The organism is Candidatus Brocadia sinica JPN1 (assembly GCF_000949635.1).
Classification (GTDB): domain Bacteria; phylum Planctomycetota; class Brocadiia; order Brocadiales; family Brocadiaceae; genus Brocadia; species Brocadia sinica.
Map to the genome: position 1 here is coordinate 1 of NZ_BAFN01000001.1, position 24,762 is coordinate 24,762.

The window sequence follows — 24,762 nt, forward strand, 5'->3', positions numbered from 1 at the left end:
AGCTCGGTACCCGGGGATCCCACTCCATCCGGCGAAAATAGAAAATCCCACCTGCCAGCAGAGATAATGCGGCGAATGAAGAAACGACGATGATCGGTCCCGGCGCTGTATTTGTGCCCAATAATGCCCAACGGAACCCCTCCACCACACCAACCATGGGATTAATTCCATAAAGAGTTTGCCAGGGTTTCGACAGCAGGCTACTTGGATAAGCAATGGGTGTTGCAAAGAGCCATAGTTGGGTTAAAAAAGGTATTATATAACGCACGTCACGGAACTGTACATTCATTGCAGAAAGCAATAAAGATACACCGAGAGACGTAACGAATGCTAATAGCAACAAGAAAGGGAGCCAAATCAAATTAATCGTGGGCACATATCCATAATAGAACAGCATACCGGTTAACATAAAAAACGCCAGGATAAAGTCAACAACTCCCGATAACACTGTTGCAATCGGTATTGCCAGGCGCGGAAAATATATTTTTTTAATAAGATTGGAGCTGGCTACCACGCTGTTTGATGCCTGACTCAGTCCGTTAGCAAAAAAGGTCCATGGTACCAATGCGGTGTAACTGAAGATTGGATAAGGTATGCCGTCTGACGGCACTTGAGCAAGTCTTCCAAAGAAAAGGCTAAACACCATCATGGTAAAAAAAGGCTGTATAATTGCCCACGCCGCTCCCAATACGGTCTGTTTGTAACGGACCTTAATGTCACGCCAGGCAAGGAAGTAGATTAATTCACGATATTCCCATAATTCATGTAACTTAAGCGAAACCCATCCCCTGGAAGGAGAGATAATGATAGTAGGCACGCTATATTTTTTGCCTTCTTCCCCGATATGATGGTTATCTGTCTTCATCTATTTTTTTATGCGTATGTGATTAATTTTCTCTGGGATTAACGTGACGCAAAAATTTACATAATAAAATATCATAACTCATATCATAATATATAGCAAGGGGTAAACCATCATGAATAAACCGATCAGGAGTAAGTTCTCTAAATCTTTGGAAACTTGTCTTTATTGCAAATATTGTTTCGTTTCCTTATCTCAAACCAGATAAATCTGTTGACAACAACACATCGTCTGTTAATATATCGGCTTTTATGCAAGTTTTTTTAACAAAATAATGGCATTACATTCAATAAAATTGTTTCAAGGAAAAGGCAAACATGAGAAAAGGTTTCTGGAGAATGATGGGTGTTCCTCTCTTTATTCTAGGACTGCTCTATACCACCCAGGTAAAAGCAGACGCCCCCGCTATTCATATCTGGTATGGCCATCATCAAGTTTTTGGGCGTTTTGGCCTCCCACAGCGCTGGGTCAATATCCTTGGCAACGTATCAGACCCGGATGGAATAACCTCGTTAAATTACTCACTAAATGGCCGGCCTGAACAGCCTCTTTCTCTGGGACCCGACAAGCGCCGTCTCGTTTCCCCTGGCGATTTCAATATCGAAATCGCATACGCAGACCTCATAATCGGCCAAAATCAGGTTGTCATTAAAGCCACAAATAGTCTTGGCAATCAGACCATTGAGACGGTAACGGTTGAGTGCACAAAAGGAAACGCCTGGCCTCTGCCATATGCTATAAACTGGAGTTCTGTGGAAAAAATACAAGATGTGGCCCAGATTGTCGACGGGTTGTGGTTTTTAGATAAAAATGGCATCCGTACGCACCCGGATCATGTTGGCTATGACCGCATTGTAGCCATTGGTGATATGCGTTGGACCGACTATGAGGTTACTGTCCCGGTTACGATTCACGCTATTGATGAATCGGCTTTTGACTCGAGCACAAGCGTGGGCCCCGGACTTGGCGTTCTTTTCCGCTGGCAGGGACACACAAATTTACCCGTGGTTTGTCCGCAACCGCACTGCGGTTGGGAGCCAGCGGGAGGTTCAAACTGGTATGAATGGAAAAGGAACCAGCGCAATCTGTTGCATATTCACGCCGGGCCTGGCAATCCACCAGACAGCCCTAGCCCCAGCACCGATACACACCAGTTTGAAACCGGGCATACCTATTGGTTTAAGGCAAGAGTGGAAACAATACAGGCCGGCAGCTTATATAGTCTCAAGGTGTGGGAAAAAGACGTAGAGTATGAGCCCATAACTTGGAACATCCGGAGACTAACTACCTCGGCCAACCTGTCCAGGGGTTCTTTTTTGCTCATTGCACACCACGTAGATGCGGCTTTTGGCAATCTAACGGTTGTACCGCTGAAGCCTCAAACACACTGGATACTGGTTACCAAACTCATCAGTTATTTATCCCATTCGCCCCTTTTTCTTGCTTCTTTTGCTGGAGTAATCCTGTCCTTAATATACAAGAAACGCTTTCCCAAAGTGTCACAATCGACCCTCATTGCAATGGTTATGCTCTTTATCGTGTCACTGGGAGGTACGTACGTAAATTTACAATTGCCCGGTATACTGCACGGACATGGGTGTAGTAGTCGCCGGATATTGATTATCGTGGCGGCAAGCGAATTTATCCAGTCTTTTATCATTGCAACATCATGGGGTCTCCTGTTGATTGCTGCCTTTCGGGGGCGGCGTGAAAAATGAAAAGTGTAAATCGTAACGTGTGATAATTTTAAAGGTGAGAATACCCCGAATACACCCCATGAGTTCTAAACAATGGCGGGATAGGGAATGGGAATGATGAATTTACCGCCACGCCTCCGGTATTCCTCTTGTTGCTGCAAAATTTCTTCCGAAAAATTCCAGGCAAGCAACAATACATAGTCCGGCATGTCTTCCAAAAGCTTCGTAGGTGAAAAGATGCGCAAGCGATTGCCCCCCATATAGCGTCCATGCTTGAATTTGTTTATGTCCACCACATAATCCACAAGTTTTTTATCAATTCCGCAATAATTCAGCAATGTAGTCGCCTTCGCCGCTGCCCCATAAGCCGCAATTTTCTTCCCTGCCTGTTTCAGATCCTGTAACAGATTACACAAAGAATTCTTTATCTCCTTTACCTGGTCTGCGAAATTGCGATAATACTCAACGCGATGAATTCCCTTCTTCCCCTCTTCATTCAGGAGCAAACGGAAAGATTCACCTGCGGCCGCGCGGTGTCCGATAAACAATCGCAACGATCCTCCATGTATTGGTACGCGCTTTATTTCATTAAGAAAAAGAGAATGCCTTCTCAATAATTTATCCAATGCAGTTACGGAAAAGTAGCAGAGGTGTTGATGGTAAATCGTGTCAAATTCGCAATGTTCAATAAGGTCAACTACGTAAGGTACTTCTATCACCGCTGTGCCTTCCTCTTTCAAGAGAATTCGAATGCCTTCCACAAAGCCATTAAGATCCGGCACGTGAGCCAGGACATTGTTGGCGAGAAAGACATCGGCCATCCGTCCCTCTTCCCGAAATTGCCTGGCCAGATCCTGCCCGAAGAATGTACAAAGCGTTGGGATACCGGCTTGCTGCGCCGCCCCGGCTGGTCCCATGGCCGGATCAATTCCCAGAACAGGAATCCCTTTTTCTACAAAATTTTTCAGCATGTACCCGTCGTTGCTGGCTGCTTCAACAACCAGACTGTCCGAATTCAAATGATGTGACTGTATTATAGCCAGCGCGCTTTCCCTGAAGTGTTGTAGCAGCGCCTTCGACACGGAAGAAAAATACGGGTAATCCCTGCAAAAGAGAATCTCGGGAGAAACGGATTCCGTTATCTGCACCAGGGAGCAATCAGGGCAAAATACCAAATCAAGGGGCGCCATCAACTCCGGTTCTTTTAATTGTTCTTCCGTTAGCAATGCATCGGCTAGCGGTGTCCGGCCAAAAGACAAAATTGACTCCAGGTCTTTTCCCCCGCAGGATCTACAAGCTATCTTTGTTTGATTCATGTGTAGCTCTTCTCTTTTCTTGATGTGTTTGCTGTGGCTTCCTCTTTTTTCCACCGGAGTGTTTCATCCAAACTACCCATGCTCAGCAACTTTTTAATGTGACCAATGCGTTTGTATCTTGGCCCTTCAAAATCTTCCAGGGACAATCCGGTCTTCTTGTACGCCGCATACAATTGAGCCGCGCCCCTGCGCGCGTTCCATTGAGGCTTAAATTCCGGCAGCATACGGGCCAGTTTACTGCAATCAACACGATAGCAGCGCTTATCCGGTCCTGCGTCCTCGGCGTATTCAATATGGCATCCCGGCACTGTTTCTTTGACGATCTCCGCAATCTCCCTAATTTGATAATTCTCCCCATTGATGCCAACATTAAATGCCTGGTTATGCACGAGTTCCCTCGGCGCGCCCAGCGCCGCTATAAAGGCATGGGATATATCTTCGATATGGACAATAGGGCGCCAGGGGGTGCCGTCGCTCTTAATGTATACACGACCGGTAGTAAATGCCCAGGCGACCAGATTGTTGAGCACAAGGTCAAAGCGCAGGCGCGGCGATACCCCATAGGCTGTTGCATTACGGAGAAATGTGGGACTGAAGTCTGCATCCGCCAGCTTTGCCACTTCCCCCTCAACAAGCATTTTCGAGATACCATAGGGAGTAACCGGATGAAATTCTGCTTCTTCAGTCACCATATTCTCGCCCGCAACGCCATAGATGCTGCAAGACGATGAAAAAATAAAGCGCTTAATTCCAGTCTCTTTCGACAATTTAGCCAGGCGCACCGATGCAGTATGATTAATTTCATACGTTAATTCCGGATTCAAATCACCGAGCGGATCATTTGAAAGACCGGCAAGATGCAACACGGCGTCAAACCCATCAAGATCGGACAACTCAACATCCCGGATATCCTTTTTTAACGATGGGATGTTCTGAGTATCATCTCCAAACGTGCATTGTGCATAGAGATCGCTGTCCAGCCCCACCACCTCATGCCCCGCAGCAATAAGCATCGGCGTCATAACGGCGCCGATATAACCGTTGTGTCCTGTTACCAATATACGCATGCTATTCCCTCCAGATTTTCCAGGGCGCATTACCCTCTTGCCAAAGACTTTCCAATAATCTCTTATCACGCAACGTATCCATGCATTGCCAGAAAGATGTATGACGGTATGCCATTAACTGGCCGTCTTTCGCCAGTCTTTCCATCGGTTCTTTCTCCCACTGCGTGTCATTACCGTCGATATAATCAAATACCGTTGGCTCCAAAACAAAAAAAGCCCCATTAATCCACCCTTCGCTCGTCTGTGGCTTTTCGGAGAATTCCACCACACGATTGCCATCCAGCTCAAGATGACCAAACCGCGCAGGCGGCCGAACGGCAGTTAACGTAGCATACTTGCCGTGAGAGCGATGGAAACTGAGCAGATCATGCAAATTTACATCGGAAACCCCATCCCCCCATGTCAGCATAAACGTCTCGTTTCCCATGTATGGAGAAAGTTGCTTGATACGGCCACCCGTTAGCGTCGGTATGCCGGTGTCAACCAGATCGATTGTCCAATCTGTTTTCGCTGCACTATGGACCTTTACCTCCCCGCTACCCAAATGAACAGTCAAATTGCTGTTCAGTGAGCAATAATCCACCATATATTTTTTAATCACCTCCCCCTTATAACCGAGGGCAATCACAAAGTGTTTAAAGCCGTAATGAGAATAGTGCATCATAATATGCCAGAGAATCGGCCGGCCACCAATTTCTACCATCGGCTTCGGCTTTACCTCTGTTTCTTCAACGAGGCGGGTGCCAACGCCTCCAGCAAGAATGGCCACTTTCATAGAATGTCCTCCATCGTTTCTTCCCTCTATTTACCGGTTTTATTCCAGGCGACAGCCATAGGAATAGAATCAACACGAAATTCCGGAGCTTATCAGCGAATCATTGTTCATTTTTGCAAAAACACCCTTTTTGCTTTCCACAGAAAAATCCAAACCGCGGACCTGACGGCCATTATCAAATCTTTCAGCAACCACTGCCAGTTAAATTTCATCCCTAACCATTGCACCATGTGCAGATAACAACGCGCACGCTCATACCGGTTTAATGAGGCGCGTCTGAGCGACCTAAGATACTCTAAAAACCTTTTCCAGTGCGGAAATGCCACCTGTCTCTCTTTTGCCGGGTCAAACCACGCTGCGCGTGAGTAGAAAGAGACGTGCCTTATTGAACGTTGTGGATGGTCTCTTGAAAAGAAGAGCCGCTCAGGAATTTCATAAAATCTATTTATGAGACCAAGTTCTACCAACAAATTTCTGTCCGATCCGGTAAAGTTGCCGATAAGAGACGTCATTTTAAGGGCGCTTGCCCGAATTAACCCAAAAATCTGATAACAACCATGAAAGATACAGATAAGATCATGAAAACGTTCGTTCGGTTTCGGCGAATCCGTGTTCAATTTCACATCGTAGTTCCTTAAAAATTTCCCATGTTCATCAATAATCTCCGTCCGGGGATAACACAGGACCACGGAAGCATCATGGTCGAGCACCTCAACGCATCTCAATAAAAAGTCTGGGGTTAACAGGTCATCATGGGCTGCCCATTTAAAATATTCACCCGATGATAACTCAAAGACCCGGTTAAAATTCCTGGCAGCTCCGAGATTCTTTTCATTTCTATAGTAACAAATGCGCCTGTCTCTGGCTTCATAGGCCTTACAAATTTCTTGTGTTTTATCGGTAGAGGCATTGTCAGAGATGATCAGTTCAAAATCTGAATACGTTTGGGAAAGAATTGAATCTATCGCCTCTTCAAGGTGCATCTCGCCATTAAACACGGGTAAGCCTATGCTTACCCGTGTTTTATTTTTACTCGTCATTCCTTTGTTAATTACAACCTTCTCCCTTCCAACCCCTATCAATTCATTTCCGTTAGGCCTTTAAGGAGCATTATACTAAATTTTCCAGGGAATTCAATAACCGATGCTATTGTACAAGTCTTGTACCTCCTGGTCGCTTAAGGGTTTATTGTAAAGGCGGACTTCGTCGATCTTGCCATTAAAATAACCATTATTAACCCTCGAGTACCCTATTCCCACATCAGCATAAGATGTCGATGGCACGATTGTATTACCGGCGGGATGGAATTTTGTATCAACCAGCAGGCCACCCACATAGAGCCTCTGTTCTCCCGTTGTCTTGTTGTATGTCCCTGCAACATGATACCACTTGCCCACTGAATTGCTCAAGTCCTTTACAGCAGTTTTCTGTGTTTTCTTCCCATTCCCATCCTGCGTCACAAGAATAAATTCAAGTCTATCAGGTGTGGTATTGTAAAATCGCACATCAAACCCCTCCTGAAGTTGCACATCAGAATTCCATTTCCATGCGCCCAAAATGGCGTCAACAGCCTTTTTATCATTTACGGTCTTGTAGAACCATGCAGCAATGGAAATTTCGTCCTGATTTGTCCGTGGAACTGACACGAAATCATTAATTCCATCAAAATTCAATGCCTTACCGTTTTTACCCGTTGTCCATGTTGCCCCCACGATGGCGCCATCGTTACCATTGCCGGATGAATCTGTGGCGACCAATCCGCTTCCTTCATCGAACGTATAGCGGGACTGCATGCCATCGCTAACGGCATTATACAAATCTTGCACTTCCTGGTCGTTCAAAGGTTTATTGTAAAAGTAGACTTCGTCGATCTTGCCATTAAAATAACCATTATTAATCCTTGAGTACCCTATTCTCATATCAGCATAAGATGTCGATGGCACGATTGTATTACCGGCGGGATGGAATTTTGTATCAACCAGCAGGCCACCCACGTAGAGCCTCTGTTCTCCCGTTGTCTTGTTGTATGTCCCTGCAACATGATACCACTTACCCACTGAATTGCTCAAGTCCTTTACAGCAGTTTTCTGTGTTTTCTTCCCATTCCCATCCTGCGTCATAAGAATAAATTCAAGTCTATCAGGTGTGGTATTGTAAAATCGCACATCAAACCCCTCCTGAAGTTGCACATCAGAATTCCATTTCCATGCGCCCAAAATGGCATCAACATTCGTTGTATCATTTGCATTTTTATAGAACCATGCTGCAATAGAGATCTCTTCACTATTTATGCAGGGAATTGATACGGAATCGCTGACGCCATTAAGACTTAACCCATTTCCATTTTTCCCTGCCGCCCATGTAGCACCGTTGATCGTACCGTCGTTACCATTTCCGGACTTATCTGTAGCAATTGTCCCGGTCCCCTCATTGAAAGGATAGCATGCTTGCAGGCCGGTGCCGGTGTTCGTTTCCAACTTCTCAACGGTAATTGTATCTGTCCCTGTGTTGTTTACCCCATCAGTGACTGTAACGGTAATTACATTATCACCTGTCGATAAACTTATACCGGAGATAGACCAACCGGTCGTTCCGCTGGCCGTGCCGCTTCCCCCCTTGTCGCTACTCCATGCCACCTTGCTTACACCGCTTGCGCTGTCTGAGGCGCTTCCGCCTAGGGTGATCGTGCCACTCGTTGTTGTATGAGTGGTATTGGATGTAGGACTCGTGATTGTTATCAGTGGAATAGTCGTATCTAAAGTGATTGAGTCGCTGGTTGTGTTTGATACATTCCCGGCGGCATCCTTATACCAGGCATATACCGTCTTGCCGCCGTCCCCGGCGCTTAGGTTATACGAAACGCTGGCATAAAAACCGGTAGTGGATGATACCGTAGTCCAATCTGCTGCCGACGCTAATGGAACCGTTGAATCCATAGAGAGATAATACCCTGTCACCCCCACATCATCAGTAGCAGATAAAGCCAGGGTCACGGCAGTGGATTTGGTATATAAGTCGCCATTGTTGATACTTATGGAACAATTTGGCGCCATAGTGTCTGATGTAGTAAAAAACATTTCACTCCCGTACGCAGTTCCTGCGCTGTTCTGCGCCACCAATCTGTAATAATACGTCTTCGCTGCCGACAATCCGTTTATGTCTATGCTTATCGCTGTATCGCCTGAACCGCTGACACCCTGCGCCGATGACTTGCTGCCATATGACCCGCTTGTTGTGCCATACTCAAACCATGCTGTAGTTGATAAGCCATTGGCATTTACTGTGCCTCCCAACGTGACAGAATTTGACGCCACATCGGTCGCCGACCCCGTCGTCACATTAGGGGCTATACCGGTTGATGTTGATAATGTAAAAATGTACCCCCTCCCCTTCACCTGACCGTTGGTTGCATCGACATCAATGCCAACCCCACTCTTTAACCTTATTTCATCGCCAAGGATATCGACATCTGCGCTCCCATCACCGGACTCAATAAAGTAGCTATCGGCACGTTGTACTCCAGTGACCGTCTCACCCGCATTGAGTTTTACCACCCCATTCGTTGTGTTAAATACCGCAAAGAGTTTTCCTGTCTTCGGCTGACGTGAATACATGACATCGCTGCTGGCATAACTCTTTGTGCTCCGATACACACTGCCATCCCATGAACGATCGGTGAGAGGAACATTATTTAAATTGTCCCAATTCGGCAAGCACCGTATGAGTTTAAGTCTTGGATAAACCTCTGTGATACTTTTGAAATTCGGCATATTTCCCGTGCCTCCGAATCTCCCAAACCAATTATACCATGCCCCATTAATGCCTGCCTTGGCTGCATAAAGACGATTTTCATACTCATTAACATTATTCGGTTGAGTAACACCTACCATATCTTTTGTAATAGTTACCCCTGAATTAAAGATCCTATCATCATCGACAAATTCAGTGTTCGAACCTTCTTGCACTAACATATCGTGAGTCAAAACATCTTTATCGGCACAATCTTTTATCACATTTACCCACCCCCAGTACATACTATAAGGTTCTCCAATCCATTTAGCATCTGGAAAATCTTGCAGCATTCTCTCCCGCAACTTCTTGAAAAATGCAGCTTTTCCTTCTTGATATGTTGCATACTTATGTACAATGGCATCATGCACCCGTCCAGATTCTGTCCCTGTCCAATAGGATAAAGAAGTTACACTATTCCTGTTTTTCTCCCAACGATAAAAAATGCCATTGAGACTTGGCTCATCATCCATATATCCTGCAAAGGTAAATGGCAAACTTGCGTCTTCATAGCCATGAAACATCGTCATGACTTTCTCGACAACCATATCAATAACTGCCTGTTGTTGAAAATCCCACATGGCGGAAAATTTGGTGGAGGTGCCTTGGAACCAACCTGACGCCAAATTGTAGGGGAACGTATCATAACTTTTCCACACCATGTGTTGGTTGTAAAAATCTTTTTCTGCTTGTGAATAAGTTTTCGTAGTATCTATAAACCTTTCATATCCAAATAAGTCAAAAGCCCAGTTCTTGGGGTCAATAAAATAGAATTTAAGATTAGCGTAGTCTTGCTTACCTTTATAGGTAGTATTAGTCTGTATTGCTATAGAATCATATCCCATTTGTTTTGCATATTTTGCATGCTCTGGTGATGTTCCTGTCCAGGCAATGCCGTAGAAATTCTTCCAGCCATCGTCTGCTGAAACCATAGACACGAATCCTGTTTCAGCTAAGAAAAACCCTTGGGTAATAATTAAAAAAATAAATCCTAAAAGATCATTTTTAACTTTCATAATTACTTCTCCCAACAAAAAGATTAGTAAAACAAACATGGCAACTTGGCATTCTTCATTCTTCATTGAAGACCCATAGCTTTGCGTCCCAATCTCACGATTGGTTTGCCTTTTTCAAATTTGCTACCTCTTTTGTAGGTCTAGCAAATTTATTAATCCATTCAGGTACCCAATCACCTCGCTTTCCCAATAATTAAGTGTGGATTTAGTATCTTTAGTCGTTAGATGGTAAAATTATCGGCAGATTTGTTAAAATATTTAGTGTTTGAGCGGAAATTCGTCTGATAGGCGGGTGATGTCCTGGATATGAAGCGTGGATTTGACGAGAATAATCCGTACGATAATTTGGCGTGACTATCGGGGAATCAGGAAAAGATAGGGTGAAAGCTGTTTGAGGTAAGACGGCGAGACAAGGAGCCGAGACTGTTTTTGTATGACGTAACGACGGTAACCAAGCCGTAGATAGAGGCGTTGCAGATAAAGCCGCCAGAGGTATTACCGAACCGGAACATAGGATAGTCACGAGAAAAAAGCTTCTTAATCAACGAAAAGACCAAAAGACTAAGGCTTTTCACTGCCTTTTTATTTTCCACTTCGGGGTGAACATCGTTCTAATGGTTCCCTTGGTCCGAGGATGAAGTGTATCTTGGCTGCAGTGAAGTTGATGGAAGTTATGGGTTCGGTGCGGGGCTAACTACGGGAAGGTCGTATAATTTAAAAATATACATCATCTAACGTATGCGGGTGTCTATGTGAATATCAAGGTGTGTCTCTTTACCTTTGATAATAGTTACTACGGTAGGTAAATCTTTTGTCATCTCTGATGATGAACGGAGCATTTCAATGCGATAAGTCCCTGCAGGCAAGGTGATACTGTATCTGCCATCATTGTCAGTCGCTACGGTCTCTACGGTCTTTCCTGATAAGGTCATGACCACAATTTTTACATCTATAGCCGGTTTTGTTTGAAGGTTCTCATCTTTACTCATAGGTGAAATTGGACCTCGTGTTACGACACCCACTAACTTTCCGCTTAATGTCTCTTTTTTTTCATTATTTCGCAAGACATTGTTATAGTCTTTAACACAGCTAAAAACAAATGCCATCATTGCTACAGTTATGAATAGCCTGAACCGAACTAAGCTGATCATATCGATTGATTTTCCTGGTTTTGCGTTCTGTGCATTATCGCAGAATGCATATAAGTATTGATTTTATCAGCGTTTATCTAAGTGTATCTGTAAACATTTGGTAAAAAATAAAAAAGGGGGGAGACTTGCCACTGCTCCCCCCCTTTATGCAACAATGATCTAATCTAGAAATCATCCCTTAGAAACCAATTCTGACTATCCTCGAACCCCATGTAGTGGGATTAATGATTGTTTCATTAACAAGCCAGGCACGGAGTTCACCTGCAACGCTTGAATCAACAGTGACCGCTGAGTAATCACCCCATCGATAACCAGTATAATATGTAGGACTTGTGAATGCTGCCACACCAGCTCCGATATCGAGAGGATCAAAATTCCTTCGGCCGGAGAGCCTCACTTGGGCGTTTGTGCCCGTGCTAGGATTATTTGATGTCCATGTTACATACACATCATTAAAGTTATTTGCTACAATCGAGGCATTCCAGTCATTGGATGGACCAGCCGCAAAGAAGGAATCGGCTACGGTAAGCGTGCCAAACCACCAATCGATCAGATACCACACGGGTGTGGGAAGTCCGCCCAAGTTAACTGTGTGGACTTGATAGAGATTATTACCGATCTGGGTGCCTGCATTAACAAAACGGCAATCCAGGGTGTCAAGCACACTAGCAGTACCGGGTTGGGTGGCGCTAGGTGGTATGAAGAAATCTGGCACATCCAGATAATACGGTCCCAACAGAGCAGCGAATGCTGGATTTTCCGCATTTTCCAAGTAATAAAGGTATAATCCCGTATTATCGGTAAATGGATCTGCAACTGCTAAAGTCGCCCACTCATTCTGGTCGCGCACTATAGGTGGTGCAATGGTTCCCATAAGGCCTCCCCAAAATGGGACACCAAGACCTAATCCGTTGTATGCGCGAGCCTTTGACATAGTGAACAAAGCTGATCCAATATAAAAAGGATCAAAAAGATTTGCCGTAATAATTAACGCATCCTGATCCATGCCAAGTTGAGGATAGTCCCAAAAAGCGCCACCGTAAATAGCTCCCACATTGAAAGCATAAATATACCATCCGCTAAAGGCATTCCAGTTCTTGGAAATTGCAATAAAATGCCATTGATCGCCATCTATTTCTGGAAACGACTCTGCGGTAATTATAAAACGATTCCAATCTTTATCATGAACGCATCGAGGATCAAAAAGAGCTTCTTCGAAATATCCAAAAAAAGCGTTCATTGAGACACTGCTTTGCAAAACCTGATCTGATTTCCTGTAGATACTAACATTAGAATTTGTTACCTCAACAAAATGTTGTTTTCCTACTGCCCCATGGGTATCAGGTGGATACCACCCTCCCGCTGCCGTTTGGTTAACTCCATTGAAATTAATCCCCATAATAATCGGTGGCGCCAAAGGGCCCTTTGCTTCTGGACGACCCTGAGGAGCTTTTGTCTTATCTTGCGCCTGTTTCTTCATTTCCTCGTATTTTTGGGGATCTCCGTGCGGACGGAATGATATCTCCTTTACCTGCAGCGGTTGCTTGGTTGCATTATCCGCCAGCATCTCTTCCATCGTTCTCGATTTTGCAGCCTCTAGCTGATGAGTTTGTTTTTGCATTTCTATTTTATTTTCTTCCACAAGCCTTGGAGCAGCAGCATTTGCTCCAACGTGAATAAGTGCAGGCAATAACAAAGTAGCTTGCGATAGTAACAGTAACCTACATATTTTACGCATATTCTCCTCCTTCTCTTCTTTAAATTAAAAAACAAAGTACGCTCCAAAATTACTATTTACAAATTGATTTTTTTGATGCACCCCCCTTTCTTAAGTTAAACATGGACAAACAAAGTTTGTCGTTCGATTGAGCGCTTACGACAAAGTCCATGCTACCCTGTAACCCGCTCAAATAAAATGAGAATTCTTATACAATTAAATTTTAAAATGCCAAAAAAAAGGCCTTACTGCAAAGATATTCTAAGATACATCTTCGGCAGTAAGGCTGTCTCATGAGCGGTTTAAATTGTTTAAACTGCTTAAATGGCTGACGAGATCCTTTACTTTGCGCCCCCTGATCACTCAGGGTTTGCCTTTTTCGGGACGGTATTTTTCGTACGAATCCTAATTTTTTGTTAAATTATGTCAACAATAATTCTATCCATAGATCAGGTTAAAAAAACTTGTAAAAAATGACTTAGAAGGCATCAACCAAGCATACTTTTAATTGTCAAAAAGAATGCCACAAACAAGACCAAAATGTTTATCGTGTAATATTTATCATAAACCATTTGGATGCAGTCTATTATAAGATACCATAAAGCAGAATCGTCCGTTGCTAAGGCAAAGGAAAAGTGTGACATGGCACACAAGTGTGACGTCGCACTTATGTGCCATGTCACACAAAACCCTTTTTTATTTGTTCATCGATATAAACTTCACCAGCTTCAATTGAACTGCCTATTTGAAATTGTTTTGAATTTCTGATTTCATGCCTTGGTGTTAACGGTTTTCTATGAATAAAACTTACAAAAAAGTTTTTAAAGGTAACACTCTACTACAGGGCATTATACAAATCCTGCACTTCCTGGTCGGTCAAGGCACGTTTGTAAATTCTAACATCATCAATCGTACCATTAAAATAACCATTAAACCCTGTATGCCCTATTCTCATGTTGGAATACAATGTCAATGGCACAACCGTATTCCCCGCCGGATGGGTTCGAGTATTGGCCAGCTGCCCATTTACATAGAGCATCTGTTTCCCTGTAGCCTTGTTGTAAGTGCCAACTACATGATACCAACCACCAACCGAATTGACCAAATCCTTTATAGCAGTTTTCTGTGTCTTATTTCCACTTCCATCCTGTGTCACGAGGATAAATTGAAGTGTATCAGGTGCGGTTTTATAAAATCGCACATCAAAACCCTCTCGAAGTTGCAAACTTGGATTCCATCCATATCCACCAAATATGGCATCAACACCCGTTGCATCATTTGCATTTTTATAGAACCATGCAGCAATGGAAATCTCTTCATGATTCATACGGGAAATTGATACGTAATCGTTGATTCCATCAAAGCTTAATCCATTTCCACTCTTCCCGGTCGTCCATGCGGCTCCGTTCACAGCGCCATCATTACCGTTGCCAGACGCATCAGTTGCAATCGCTCCTGCCCCCTCATCAAACGGATAGTGGGCTACCATAGAGTCATTTATATTCGTCTCGACAGTTGTTAGCTCCTGGTTCGCTGAAATCTGGCTTAATGTCTGGACGGCGCCACTTGGCCAGAATATATTAATAGTATCTACCACACTTATATTCCCCAAACCAAAATGAAGTGGGGACACCCCCTGTGAATAAACTTCACCTCCATTCCCATTTAGCTGGCGTGTTTGAATCCCCTGAGAAGTATTTAATACTACCCTGGCGCCAATTCCTGATCGGTTACTCTTTGTGCCTACCAATTTAATTTTTATCCAGTTATTACCATTCCCAGGATTTTTGTAAAGTATTGCCTTCCCATTTGATAGAGGAAATCCCCATCCAAATCCGTTCGACAAAAACAAATCCAGATTTCCGTCATTATTAAGGTCTCCCCATGAGGCGCCGTAATGACGCCCAACTGCATCTGCAGCGCCAACCCCGGCCGTCTCGGTAATATCCTCGAAAGTTCCGTCTCCCAGATTACGATAGAGGGTATTTGTCCTGTTTCCCAGGATATCGCTTGCGTCTACAACATATAAGTCTAAATATCCATCATTATCGAAATCTCCCCATGCTGCCCCGCCGTTATTGCCAATGTGCCCCGTACGTGATTCCTCGGTTACATCGGTAAAAGACCCATCCCCGTTATTCCGATAAAGGGTAGATTTGTAATTTGTAAGTAATGTTAAACTATTAGTCTTCACTTGCGAAAAATTCCCATCGGATACAATATGCCCCCAAAAACCCGGTCCAATTGCATTTGTAGCCTCGGTCCATTGTATATGCCAAACATTATCCGTATCTTCTTTCCAAACGAAGAAGGCGTCTTCTTGTCCGGTATTAATTACCGGCGTCCCTGTAACCTCATCGGAACTCAGATTGAAAGGAATTTGAGAGGGATTCCTTTTTTCACTTCCTATGTAGACAGAAGCGGGTTTTAATCTATTTCCTATGAGCAAATCAAAAGTTATCGTACTGCCCGAATCACATCGGAAGGTTACTTCGCCAGGATCAGTAAATTTTGTGAAACTAAAGACAATCTTTGTTTGATCCCAAAACAGTGTTTCATGATAATCATTATTACCTCTGGAAACATAAAGGTCAACGAATCCGTCGTTGTTGTAATCGCCCCACGCAACACCTCGACAAAGGACATTTTCATTTTTGACAATAAAAGAACTATTCAAACTATAAGTGCCATTTCCATTATTACGATATAATTTATCTTTGCCATAACCACCAGAAAAATAATCCATATCGCCATCATTGTCATAATCCGCAACAGACTGTACTATATTAAATGAATTGGCTAGTCCAATTGAATCCGTAACATCGTGAAAATAACTACCTTTGTCATTTTTATATACTACACCGACACCAGCACTCCCTTCAAAAGATTCAAACAAATCTAAATAACCGTCATTGTCATAATCTGCTAAACTTATTGCACGTGCATGAGGAGATATCTTATCAATACCTGTCTCATTTGTAACATTTGTAAATTTGCCTGTACCATCTCCTTTCCAAAGCTGGTCACCATGTATATTTATACCAATGAACAAATCCAGATTCCCGTCGTTATCATAATCGCCCAAGCCATATCCATGTCTATCAATATAATCAGTATTTATACCTGAGCTGTTAATTATATTCGTGAATGTTTCATCCCCCTTATTCTGGTAAAGCGAAGGACTCCCGCCGTGATGGGGGTCTACAATATCCAAATTGCCATCATTGTTGATATCTCCCAGCAAAGGATTTCCAAATGCTTGCTTTGTAGTCTGTTCTAACCCGGAGATCACTGAAATATCGTTAAATTGAACCGGACTAACCAGAGATGTCGACGGGATTGCAGAAACTTCAGTTGATGATAAGCTTTCACCAGACAAATTTTTTGCAGTAACAACGAAATAATACGTTGTTCCATTGTTAAGACCTGTTAGTTGATAGGGTGATGTGTTTCGACTTATTCGCATTCCTGCAAGATCTCTCCAATGTGATTTATTTATTCCAGGGTGTCTTGAAAAATATATGTTATAATCGGTTGCTCCAGCAACACTGTCCCATGAGAGGTTAACCATGCCGCTTCCAGCCGTCGCCTCAAGGTTAGCAGGAGTTCCTGGCGCCTCGCCATTGACCTTCGATTCCACAATAAAATTAAAAATCAACGACAGCATTAATGTAACAGCCAATAAAGTGAATTTTTTCATTGCCATTTTCTCCTTATAGAGACAAATTCTCCTCTCAAAATAATTTCAATGGGAAACACTTTTTTACCATCCTTTAGCCCCTTCCTTAGCAAGGAGGGGCTAAAGGACGATTCATTTTGGTCGCATTTGCAAACCAAATGCCTCACAAGGCATTATACAAATCCTGCACTTCCTGGTCGGTCAAGGCACGATTATAGATTTTGACGCCATCAATCTTGCCATTAAAGTAACCATTACCATTCATTGAGTGCCCTATTCTCATATCGGAATACCATGTCAATGGCACAACCGTATTCCCCGCGGGATGGATTCGTGTATTAACCAACTGGCCATTTACATAGAGCTTCTGCTCCCCTGTAGCCTTGTTGTAAGTACCTGCTACATGATACCAGCTACCCACCGAATTGACCAAATCCTTTACTGCAACTTTCTGCGTCCTATTCCCACTTCCATCCTGTGTTATAAGAACAAATTCAAGCCTGTCAGGCGAGGTTTTATAAAAGCGCACATCAAAACCCTCCCGAAGTTGCACATCTGAATCCCATCTATGCCCACTCAATATAGCATCAGCGCTCATTGTATCATTTGCATACTTATAGAACCATGCGGCAATAGAAAGCTCTTCATTATTCATGCGGGGAATTGATACATAATTGCTGGCGCCATTAAAGCTTAACCCATTTCCACTCTTCCCCTCTGTCCATGTGGCCCCACTGATGGCGCCATCGTTGCCGTTGCCAGACGCATCAGTAGCAACCGTCCCACTCCCTTCGTCGAACGGATAGCTGGCCTGCAAACCCGTGCTAAAGGCATTATACAAATCTTGTACTTCCTGGTCGGTCATGGCTTGATTGTAAAGGCGGAAGTCGTCAATCTTGCCATTAAAGTAACCGTTACTAATCATTGATTGCCCTATTTTCATGTCAGAATATAATGTCAATGGCACAACCGTATTTCCTGCGGGATGGTTTCGTGTATTAACCAACTGGCCATTTACATAGAGCTTCTGCTCCCCTGTAGCCTTGTTGTAAGTGCCAACTACATGATACCAGCTACCCACCGAATTGACCAAATCCTTCACAGCAGCCTTCTGCGTCCTATTCCCACTTCCATCCTGTGTCACAAGGACAAATTCAAGCCTATCGGGTGTGGTTTTATAAAATCGCAGATCAAAACCCTCCTGCTGTTGCACATCTGAATTCCATTTGTAGCCACCGAATATTGAATCAATATTCGTTGTATCCTTTGCATTTTTATAGAACCATGCAGCAATGGAAACCTCGTCATGATTCATCAGAGGAACCGACACGAAATCATCAATCCCATCAAAACTCAACGCCCCACCATTCTTGCCGGTTGTCCATGTGGCCCCATTGATAGCGCCATCGTTGCCGTTACCTGATGTATCGGTTGCAGTCACCCCACTTCCTTCATCGAATGTATAGCGGGCATGCAAACCCGTGCTAAAGGTGTTATACAAATCTTGTACTTCCTGGTTGGCCAAGGCTTGATTGTAAAGGCGGACGTCGTCAATCTCGCCATTAAAGTAACCGTTATTGCCGGAATTTCCTATTTTCATGTCAGAATAATATGTCAATGGCACGACCGTATTTCCTACCGCATGGAATTTGGTATTAACCAGCAGTCCATTTACATAGAGCTTCTGCTCCCCTGTAGCCTTGTTGTAAGTGCCAACTACATGATACCAACCACCAACTGAATTGACTAAATCCTTTACGGCGGTTTTCTGTGTCCTATTCCCATTTCCATCCTGTGTCACAAGGTTGAATTGAAGTATATCAGGAGCAGTTTTGTTAAATCGTAAATCAAAGCCTTCCTGAAGTTGTACATCTGAATTCCACCTATATCCACCGAATATGGCATCAATATTTGTTGTATCATTTGCATTTTTATAGAACCACGCAGCAATGGAAACCTCGTCATGATTCATCAGAGGAACCGACGCGAAATCATCAATCCCATCGAAACTCAACGCCCCCTCGCTTTTACCCGTTGTCCATGTGGCGCCATTGATGGTACCATTATTTCCGTAGATTGAAGAATCAATAGCAATCGTCCCGTTCCCCTCATCAAATTTATAGTACCCTACCATACCGGCTTTAAAAACGGTAATATTCACTGCGCTAGAAGTCGTCGTTGCTCCATCGTTATCTGTTGCTTTTGCTGAGAGTACATAACTGCCAGCGGTTACATTGTTCCATGTGAGAATGTGAGGTTCGGAAGTTGTTTCACCAAGTTTTGTGCTCCCCGCGTAATACTCAACCTTGCTCACGACACCATCAATATCCGAGGCCGTTGCCGTTATCATTATGTCCGTTGGTGTTGTAAATGTCGTCCCCTCAGTCGGGTTGGTAATAGCCACAGTGGGCGATGCATTATCTCCCAAACCATCAGCAAGATTTTTCCCCCTTGAGAGTATTTCATTGGCGCCTCCACCCGTCACGACAAATAAATATGCAGTGTAGGGTGAATGTGTCCTGTTAAAAGTAGGGAAAAGTTCAAAGCCTTTGTTCCACAAAAGCTTTATAATATCTATCTGCGATACAGGCGCTACCCTACCAAATCCTCTCCCATTTGCCTCGTTGTATACACCCATGATAAACCATCCGTGATAATCCAGAGGCCCTGGTTGATCTATTTCGGTAATATTTTGGTAACCCACATCACCCGGATACCGATCAAAATAAATATTGGGATAAATTACGTAACCTCTTTTCCACTCACTCGCGCCATATATTTCGTACACCCCACTACTACTACCACCGCCTCCAGGAGATCCCTGGTCCACAATATTTGTGCCATACTTTAGGTATTTCGTTTTTATATAATGACTGTCTGGATAGATTGATACCTCTGACACCTTGGCTCCATTATCCCACTCGAGTCGAACGGTCTTGACATTTGCATCATCCTGCACAACAACCGCTGTTGTAAGTGTTCCACGATTAGCGCATGCATCAAGGTAAAGCCCTGCCTGATCCTCATTGACACTCTTGATTACCAGATCCTTGATCGCATGTTCATAATGGTGTCCGCCGAAAAAACGTCCATATTTCAGTCTTATCTTACTATTCTCTAGAGATACTTCCAATGCTCCATCTGTATCTGTCCCAATGCTAATACTTCCCCATTCTTGCGCAAAAGAGGGAAAAGACAGAATGAATAAAAATCCTAATATGCCGGTGAAAGAAATCGCCCCTAATATTAATTTATGTCGAATAGCCATTTTCTTACTCCCCAATTAACATTCAAATAAAAAAGCCTTACTGCAAAGATATTCATAAAAACATCTTCGGCAGTAAGGCTATCTTGTTTAAACTACTTCCCTGTATGTTTAAAGACCCTTTACTTTGCGTCCCCTGATTACTCAGGGTTTGCCCTTATCGTTCTGTTTTTCTTTATTTTTTGTTTTAAAAAGGTCGTTATTTTAAAATCACACAGATCATATTTTCTCCTTTTTAGCATAAATATTATTTTATGTCAAGAAATAATATAATAAATTTTTACAATGCCGGTTTATTTATAACGAAGAACCTTTTCCTCTAAAATAGTTTTTATTTTATCGTTACATCATCAATCCATAGGGTTCCAGGCCCATAGAGCCTGAATTCTACCCGCAAATATGCCGCATTGGATAGCGCCGTACCCTGAACGGTAATTTTCGTCCAACCCGACGTACCGCTTACCAGGCCGGATGATTTATAGCCTCCCAAATACTTTAAGGAGGAATCCCAGAAGTTTATGACGAGTTTTCCATATTGATTTATACTGCCCGCCTTCATCCAGACAGAAGCTGTATAATAAGCGCCGGCGAAGGCCCCAATCTCTGTCGTTTTGCTCATCCAGCGCGCAAATGTTCCAGTTGATTGGCTAGAAACTATTTTGAGGGATCGACTTCCGGTATATGCAGCATCAGCAGTCCAGGTGAATGCTCCATTGCCATCGGTAAAGTAGTTTACCATGGGGTCTGTTTCAAAGCCAGGATTGGGGGCAAGATTGGTTGTTGTGGGGTTGGTAGTAAAGGACCTTTCGCCTCCGTATTTGATTCCGGCGCTATTTTTTGCCACCAATCTGTAGTAATACGTCTTTGCCGCCGACAATCCGTTTACACCCATGTTTATCGCTGTATTGCTTGAACCGCTGACACCCTGCGCCGATGACTTGCTGCCATATGTCCCGCTTGTTGTGCCATACTCAAACCATGCTGTAGTTGATAAGCCATTGGCATTTACTGTGCCTCCCAACGTGACAGAATTTGACGTCACATCGGTCGCCGACCCCGTCGTCACATTAGGGGCTATACCGGTTGATGTTGATAATGTAAAAATGTACCCCCTCCCCTTCACCTGACCGTTGGTTGCATCGACATCAATGCCAACCCCACTCTTTAACCTTATTTCATCGCCAAGGATATCGACATCTGCGCTCCCATCACCGGACTCAATAAAGTAGCTATCGGCACGTTGTACTCCAGTGACCGCCTCACCCGCATTGAGTTTTACCACCCCATTCGTTGTGTTAAACACCGCAAAGAGTTTTCCTGTCTTCGGCTGACGTGAATACATGACATCGCTGCTGGCATAACTCTTTGTGCTCCGATACACACTGCCATCCCATGAACGATCGGTGAGAGGAACATTATTTAAATTGTCCCAATTCGGCAAGCACCGTATGAGTTTAAGTCTTGGATAAACCTCTGTGATACTCTTGAAATTCGGCATATTTCCCGTGCCTCCGAATCTCCCAAACCAATTATACCATGCCCCATTAATGCCTGCCTTGGCTGCATAAAGACGATTTTCATACTCATTAACATTATTCGGTTGAGTAACACCTACCATATCTTTTGTAATGGTTACCCCTGAATTAAAGATCCTATCATCATCGACAAATTCAGTGTTCGAACCTTCTTGCACTAACATATCGGGAGTCAAAACATCTTTATCGGCACAATCTTTTATCACATTTACCCACCCCCAGTACATACTATAAGGTTCTCCAATCCATTTAGCATCTGGAAAATCTTGCAGCATTCTCTCCCGCAATTTCTTGAAAAATGCAGCTTTTCCTTCTTGATATGTTGCATACTTATGTACAATGGCATCATGTTTCAATCCGGATTCTATCCCTGTCCAATAGGATAAAGAAGTTACACTATTCCTGTTTTTCACCCAACGATAAAAAATGCCATTGAGACTTGGCTCATCTTCCATATATCCTGCAAAGGTAAATGGCAAACTTGCGTCTTCATAGTCATGAAACATCGTCATGATTTTCTCGACAACCATATCAATAACTGCCTGTTGTTGAAAATCCCACATGGCGGAAAATTTGGTGGAGGTGCCTTGGAACCAACCTGACGCCAAATTATAGGGGAACGTGTCATAACTTTTCCACACCATGTGTTGTTTGTAAAAATCTTTTTCTGCTTGTGAATAAGTTTTCGTAGTATCTATAAACCTTTCATATCCAAATAAGTCAAAAGCCCAGTTCTTGAGATCAATAAAATAGAATTTAAGATTAGCGTAGTCTTGCTTACCTTTATAGGTAGTATTGGTCTGTATTGCTATAGAATCATATCCCATTTGTTTTGCATATTTTGCATGCTCTGACGATGTTCCTGTCCAGGCAATGCCGTAGAAATTCTTCCAGCCATCGTCTGCTGAAACCATGGACACGAATCCTGTTCCAGCTAAGAAAAACCCTTGGGTAAATACTAAAAACACAAATGCTAAAAAACTATTTGTAATTTTCATAATTATTTCTCCCAACAAAAAGATTTTTAGGTTGTTTGCAACAGAAACGCATACAATATGTCATATGGTTATCAGCTTGGCAACTATTACAACTAAATCTTGTGATAGGAAGAGAAAGAGTACAGAAGTTAATGCAAGTATGGAGCACCTATATAAGGCTCCAAGAGGAGTTCTTGTATCTTGTAGCTATCCTTGATTGGTATAGTCGATATGTTCTGTTGTGGAGGTTAAATAATTCGCTGGATGTTCATTTTTGAGTAGAGGCATTGGAGGATGTCTTGAAGAAAGGTTGTCCTGGAATATTTAACAGTGACCAGGAATCGCAGTTTACAAGTAATGATTTTACGGGTATCTCTTAAGCAAGGGGATAGCTGGTTTATCCATTCCCGACTTGGATGTATATCTGTGCTTCCTTGAGAGAAACATGGGTTTGGTGTTTATTGGCCAGTAAATTTTTCAACTGAAATGACTCTTATTACCGGAAAAGTCACTGACTAAGGCTATTCCTTATCATGTTCAATAACACCATCAATGGTTTTTTCCAGTTTCCTCGCTAACGATTGCCAATCATATTCTGCCAGAGAAGAATGATCAAAATGATTTTCAATTTGTCCCGACTGTTTCAGATTATACAAATGCTGAATGACATTGATTATATCTTCTTTTCTATTATTCACCACCACACCACATTTTTGTTTACTAATGATCTTCGCCGCAATATCTTGCTCATCATATTTAATCGCTAAAATAGGACGTTGCGCGCCAAAGTATTCATAGATTTTCCCTGGTATCTGATAACCATTCAACCATCCAAAGAGCAATAATACATCAGCGCCTTTTTGTAATGCGATAACTTTTTGGGAATTTTGATGGCCAAGAAAGATAATCTTTGTGTTCAATTGCTTTTCTTCGACCCATTTAGCGTAGTGAGAGTCAATATGCCCGGCTATTAATACTTCCACATTTTGATTGCTTAAGGATTTAATCGCTTCAAAAAAAACGTATGGCTCACGAAGCCCATTATAAAACGAACCTGTGTAAACTATACGAAATATCTTACCTTTTTCAGGTATTATTTCCTGATATTTCCGAATATCACAACCCTGAGAAATAACATCAATTCCTTTAGGGTCGAGAAACGGATAATGTTTTACAAAACCTTTTGCCGTCGATTCTGTAGTTACTATGATATGGTCTATGTTTTTTAATAGGCGCCCTTCAATGTGTTTATCGATATAATATCTCCATCGATGGAAGCCCGGGTAGAATGACCAGGGATCTCCATAATCAACAATCCATTTGGTTCCTGTCCACTTTTTGAAATAATAACCAAGGATATGATCGGTAAAAGGGTACCCTGATGAAATAATGAGATCATACTTCTTTTTTTTCAGTTTCAGGAGCGCAATAAGCGCATAAGGCAGCCATACGATGCATTTATCAGGGATGAGGAGGGGTTCGACAATCCTGGTAAAAGCTTTCTTTATATGGCTTCGCACTGTAGTTTGAAGAAATGTCCCGAAGGTCTTCACTCCATTACTTTTTGGAGGTAAATGATCGTAACTAAAGCTATAAATTGGACCCGGGTAGGTGCGAATGACATTTACCTCTTTTGGGATGGCATCAAGCAGCTTTTCATCATAAGCAGGATGTTTTTTTGACGCGAGTGTTGTTAGGATATCAATTTCGTACCCCTGACAAATTAAATATTTAACAAACTGCCCCCAACGCAAGGCTCTCGGGCCGGCGATAGGAAGGAACGTGTGACAAATCAAAAGAAGTCTTTTCCCCATAAAAATAGCCTTATCAGTCAAGATATTTTATCTTATTTTGTGTATATACGGTTTTTTGGGTATATTTATGTTATGGAAACAGGCATATTGCCCTAATAATTA

At 43.0% G+C, this 24,762-nt stretch carries 13 protein-coding genes, 1 pseudogene and 3 riboswitches; of the genes and pseudogenes, 2 read left to right on the forward strand and 12 right to left on the reverse strand.

Going from position 1 to position 24,762, the window contains the following annotated elements:
- Positions 1–865: ABC transporter permease (locus BROSI_RS00005; protein WP_102046772.1), on the reverse strand; the 865-nt coding region annotated here is incomplete at its 3' end.
- Positions 866–1,179: 314 nt separating this feature from the next.
- Between BROSI_RS00005 and BROSI_RS00010 the strand changes: the two genes are divergently transcribed.
- Positions 1,180–2,580 (forward strand): hypothetical protein, encoded by a 1,401-nt coding sequence (locus BROSI_RS00010; protein WP_052561150.1) that lies wholly within the window; start codon positions 1,180–1,182, stop codon positions 2,578–2,580.
- A gap of 65 nt (positions 2,581–2,645) precedes the next feature.
- Here the strand turns inward: BROSI_RS00010 and BROSI_RS00015 are convergent, their stop codons facing one another.
- The 10 genes from BROSI_RS00015 to BROSI_RS00060 all read right to left on the reverse strand — a co-directional run bounded on the left by BROSI_RS00015 (position 2,646) and on the right by BROSI_RS00060 (position 22,867).
- Positions 2,646–3,875, reverse strand: a complete 1,230-nt coding sequence (locus BROSI_RS00015) for a class I SAM-dependent methyltransferase (protein ID WP_052561152.1) — start codon at positions 3,873–3,875, stop codon at positions 2,646–2,648.
- Positions 3,872–4,942 (reverse strand): NAD-dependent epimerase/dehydratase family protein, encoded by a 1,071-nt coding sequence (locus BROSI_RS00020; protein WP_052561155.1) that lies wholly within the window; start codon positions 4,940–4,942, stop codon positions 3,872–3,874. Before BROSI_RS00020 ends, BROSI_RS00015 begins: the two co-directional genes overlap by 4 nt.
- A gap of 1 nt (position 4,943) precedes the next feature.
- Complete coding sequence (rfbF, locus tag BROSI_RS00025; protein ID WP_052561157.1) at positions 4,944–5,717, reverse strand: glucose-1-phosphate cytidylyltransferase; 774 nt, start codon at positions 5,715–5,717, stop codon at positions 4,944–4,946.
- A 107-nt stretch (positions 5,718–5,824) separates the two neighbouring features.
- Positions 5,825–6,799: a glycosyltransferase family 2 protein gene (locus BROSI_RS00030; RefSeq protein WP_200891657.1), complete on the reverse strand. Its 975-nt coding sequence runs from the start codon at positions 6,797–6,799 to the stop codon at positions 5,825–5,827.
- 51 nt (positions 6,800–6,850) lie between these two features.
- Entirely contained in the window at positions 6,851–10,522 is a 3,672-nt protein-coding gene (locus BROSI_RS00035; RefSeq protein WP_162183207.1) for a LamG-like jellyroll fold domain-containing protein, read from the reverse strand.
- A gap of 36 nt (positions 10,523–10,558) precedes the next feature.
- A riboswitch (cyclic di-GMP riboswitch) is annotated at positions 10,559–10,642 on the reverse strand.
- Positions 10,643–11,253: 611 nt separating this feature from the next.
- Positions 11,254–11,673, reverse strand: a complete 420-nt coding sequence (locus BROSI_RS00040; RefSeq protein WP_052561161.1) for a carboxypeptidase regulatory-like domain-containing protein — start codon at positions 11,671–11,673, stop codon at positions 11,254–11,256.
- 178 nt (positions 11,674–11,851) lie between these two features.
- A complete protein-coding gene (locus BROSI_RS00045; protein WP_052561163.1) occupies positions 11,852–13,411 on the reverse strand; it encodes a hypothetical protein in 1,560 nt (519 codons plus the stop codon).
- Between the two features lie 252 nt (positions 13,412–13,663).
- Positions 13,664–13,775, reverse strand: a riboswitch (cyclic di-GMP riboswitch).
- Positions 13,776–14,228: 453 nt separating this feature from the next.
- Complete coding sequence (locus BROSI_RS00050; RefSeq protein WP_052561165.1) at positions 14,229–17,090, reverse strand: FG-GAP-like repeat-containing protein; 2,862 nt, start codon at positions 17,088–17,090, stop codon at positions 14,229–14,231.
- A 142-nt stretch (positions 17,091–17,232) separates the two neighbouring features.
- Positions 17,233–20,337: a LamG-like jellyroll fold domain-containing protein gene (locus BROSI_RS00055; protein WP_052561168.1), complete on the reverse strand. Its 3,105-nt coding sequence runs from the start codon at positions 20,335–20,337 to the stop codon at positions 17,233–17,235.
- Between the two features lie 65 nt (positions 20,338–20,402).
- A riboswitch (cyclic di-GMP riboswitch) is annotated at positions 20,403–20,500 on the reverse strand.
- Between the two features lie 165 nt (positions 20,501–20,665).
- Positions 20,666–22,867 (reverse strand): hypothetical protein, encoded by a 2,202-nt coding sequence (locus tag BROSI_RS00060; RefSeq protein ID WP_157842278.1) that lies wholly within the window; start codon positions 22,865–22,867, stop codon positions 20,666–20,668.
- A gap of 134 nt (positions 22,868–23,001) precedes the next feature.
- On the opposite strand from BROSI_RS00060, the pseudogene BROSI_RS20635 reads away from it, so the two are divergent.
- Positions 23,002–23,220: pseudogene (locus BROSI_RS20635) on the forward strand (DDE-type integrase/transposase/recombinase); the annotation flags it as partial.
- 147 nt (positions 23,221–23,367) lie between these two features.
- Here the strand turns inward: BROSI_RS20635 and BROSI_RS00070 are convergent.
- Entirely contained in the window at positions 23,368–24,660 is a 1,293-nt protein-coding gene (locus BROSI_RS00070) for a glycosyltransferase (RefSeq protein ID WP_052561173.1), read from the reverse strand.
- Positions 24,661–24,762 lie beyond the last annotated feature (102 nt).